This is a genomic window from Streptomyces sp. OfavH-34-F, from assembly GCF_022347745.1.
Classification (GTDB): domain Bacteria; phylum Actinomycetota; class Actinomycetes; order Streptomycetales; family Streptomycetaceae; genus Streptomyces.
This window is the reverse complement of sequence record NZ_JAKRGC010000538.1, coordinates 1-2,439: the sequence shown is the minus strand read 5'-3', so window position 1 is coordinate 2,439 and position 2,439 is coordinate 1. Positions and strand designations below refer to the sequence as shown.

Genomic DNA, 2,439 nt, shown 5'->3' with positions numbered 1-2,439 from the left:
CCGAACCGTTCGTACAGGCCGTCCGCCAGCAGGGCGCGGGCGCCGGTCAGGGTCTCCTCGGCGGGCTGGCCGACGACGACCAGGGTGCCGCGCCAGTGCGCGGTGGTGCGGGCCAGCAGGTCCGCCGCGCCGGTGGCCGCCGCCAGGTGGAGGTCGTGGCCGCAGGCGTGCATCGCCGGGCCGGTGCTCGCGTAGGGCAGTCCGGTGCGTTCCGCCAGCGGCAGGGCGTCGAGTTCGGCGCGCAGGTAGACGCGGGGGCCGTCGCCGTTGCGCAGGACGCCGACGACGCCGTGGCCGCCGACGCCCCGGGTGACGTCGAGACCGGCGGCGGTGAGCCGGTCCGCGAACAGGGCGGCGGTGCGGGCCTCCTCGCCGGACGTCTCCGGGTGGCGGTGGACGTCCAGGTAGAGGGTGAGGGCGGGGCGGACCGTCTCCCGGGCGAGCGCGGGGGAGAGGGCCGGGTGGGCCGCGTCCGGCGGGCGGGGCGGGGCGGGGTGGGACATGGCGCTCCAGGGGTTCGTCGGGCCGCTGGCGTCGCGTGCCAGCGAAGTGCGTGCGGAAGGCATGCCGAGCGGTGAGCGCCGGGCGGTGCAATGGGTGACGTGCCCCCCACCGGGGTGTGCGCAGGTGGCGGCCTCCGGAGACGGAGGCCCCGGACCGGAGGAGACACCATGGAGAAGAACCTCAGCACCCTCGCCGACGAGATCCTCGAGCTGGAGGCCGAGACGTTCGAGATCTCCGACTACTCGGACGCCAGCGAGGTCGTGCTCGCCGGGTCCACCAGCACCAGCTCGACCTCGACGTGCAGCTCCACCACCAGCACCACCTCCTGCTCGGCCTGACCTCACGTCGGTTGCGCGGCTCACGCGAGGTGTGCGCGCCCGGTACCCGTTCCGCGGGTGCCGGGCGCGTCTCGCTGCGCGCGCCGCGCGGCGGCTACGGGAAGGGGTGCGGGACCATGCGCATCCCGGCCTCGGTGAGGTCCGTGGTGCGGTGGCCGCCCCGGCGGAGCGCGGTGCGCAGGCGGGGCATGTACGGGGCGCGGCGGCGGTTCCAGCCGAAGTCGATCGGCAGGAGTCCGGGCGCCAGGGTGGCGACGGTGCGCAGGCCCATGCGTTCCTGCTCCGGCGTCGTCTGGTCGACGGCGATCACGTCGTGTCCGGCGCCGGCGAGCTGGTCGACGACGGCGCGCAGGTCGTCCCGCAGGTCGCCGGTCCGGGGGCGGCCGGTGCGCTCCCAGTCCCGGTAGACGTCGCCGAAGGGGCGTACGGCCAGGGGGCGGAGGTAGCTCTCGGCGTGGACGGCCATCCGGGGCAGGCCGTACAGCTGGGCGTGGTCCTTCAGGTGGCGTACGCGCTCGAAGTCGTCGGCCATCGCCTCCAGTTCGGCGCGGCGCTCCTCGGTCTGCCGGGCGAGGTGCGGGATGTAGGTGAGGACTTCGGACAGGGCCCCCTCGACGGCGGCCCGCGGGTCCAGTGAGGCGGCCGCGGCGAAGGAGAGGGCGCCGGGGCCGCCGTCGCGGCGTACCGCGAGCGCGGTCACGACGGGGACGGCGAGGTCGACGCGGTTGTCCAGGACGTGGACGTCGTAGCCCTGGAGGGCGGCGCGTTCGGCCATGGCGGGCGCGGCCCGGCCGCCGACGGTGGCCAGGTCGATCTCGGTGAGCCGGGCGTTTCCGTACCAGGCATTGAGGAAGGCGTCCCGTTCGACGAGTTCGAGGAGGCCGCCGAGGACGGCCTCCTCGAGGCCGCCGCCGATGGCGCAGCCGTTGGAGCACTCGAAGACGAAGTTGTCGGCGGCCAGTCCGGCGCTGTAGTAGACGAGCCGGGACGGGACGAGGACGGGCCTGTCGTCGCGCAGGGACCAGCCCCACTCCCAGGGGATGGCGCGGTCCGGGTCGAAGGGGTCGACGAGCGGGTCGTCGCGGTAGGTGGCGGGGTCGTAGAGGCCGCAGACCGCGGGGTCGACGGCGTCGGCCCGCAGCTCGGTCCAGGAGCCGGTGACGGGGGTGGTCCGGCCGCGCCGGTGGGTTCCGGCGTAGCGTTCCAGGCCCTCCAGGAAGGCGAGGGTGCGGCTGGTGGAGAAGGCGTTCTCCTGGCCGCTCCAGGTGACGTCGTTGAGGCCGGCGTACCCGCGTACGAAGACGCTGCCGGCGACGGGCGCGGTCGTCGGTGAGGTGACGTCGTTCCAGGTGCCGCCGCCCAGCACCCCGCAGACGGGGTTGGCCAGGGCCTCCTGTGGCAGCGGGTACGCGGACGCGGGGCGCAGCCGGTAGCCGTCCGGGTCGGGTTTGGGGCGGGCCGCGAGGGTGAGCGGCCGGGGCCCGGCCGGGGCCGGCGGCGGGGCGCAGCCGGGGCAGAGGGGGTCGGCGAGCAGGGGGTAGGTCCGCACCCGGAGGGTCGTCAGGTCGAGCCGGGTGACCTGCGGCAGGCGCCGGTC

3 protein-coding genes are annotated in these 2,439 nt (G+C 75.7%); 1 reads left to right on the top strand and 2 read right to left on the bottom strand.

Going from position 1 to position 2,439, the window contains the following annotated elements:
• On the bottom strand, nt 1-503 hold a 503-nt coding region (locus MHW47_RS34550), incomplete at its 3' end, for a M20/M25/M40 family metallo-hydrolase (protein WP_239227785.1).
• A gap of 168 nt (nt 504-671) precedes the next feature.
• Here MHW47_RS34550 and MHW47_RS34545 point away from each other — a divergent pair.
• The gene (locus MHW47_RS34545) at nt 672-842 is read left to right on the top strand and encodes a thiazolylpeptide-type bacteriocin (RefSeq protein ID WP_018555848.1); all 171 of its coding nucleotides are present in this window, start codon (nt 672-674) and stop codon (nt 840-842) included.
• 94 nt (nt 843-936) lie between these two features.
• On the opposite strand, the gene MHW47_RS34540 is transcribed toward MHW47_RS34545, so the two are convergent.
• Nucleotides 937-2,439 (bottom strand): TOMM precursor leader peptide-binding protein (locus MHW47_RS34540; protein WP_239227784.1); only part of this gene is annotated, 1,503 nt, incomplete at its 5' end.

Bases quoted from the DNA above. Each gene is read 5' to 3' on its own strand.
- MHW47_RS34545 (WP_018555848.1), top strand. From the start codon at position 672: ATGGAGAAGAACCTCAGCACCCTCGCCGACGAGATCCTCGAGCTGGAG.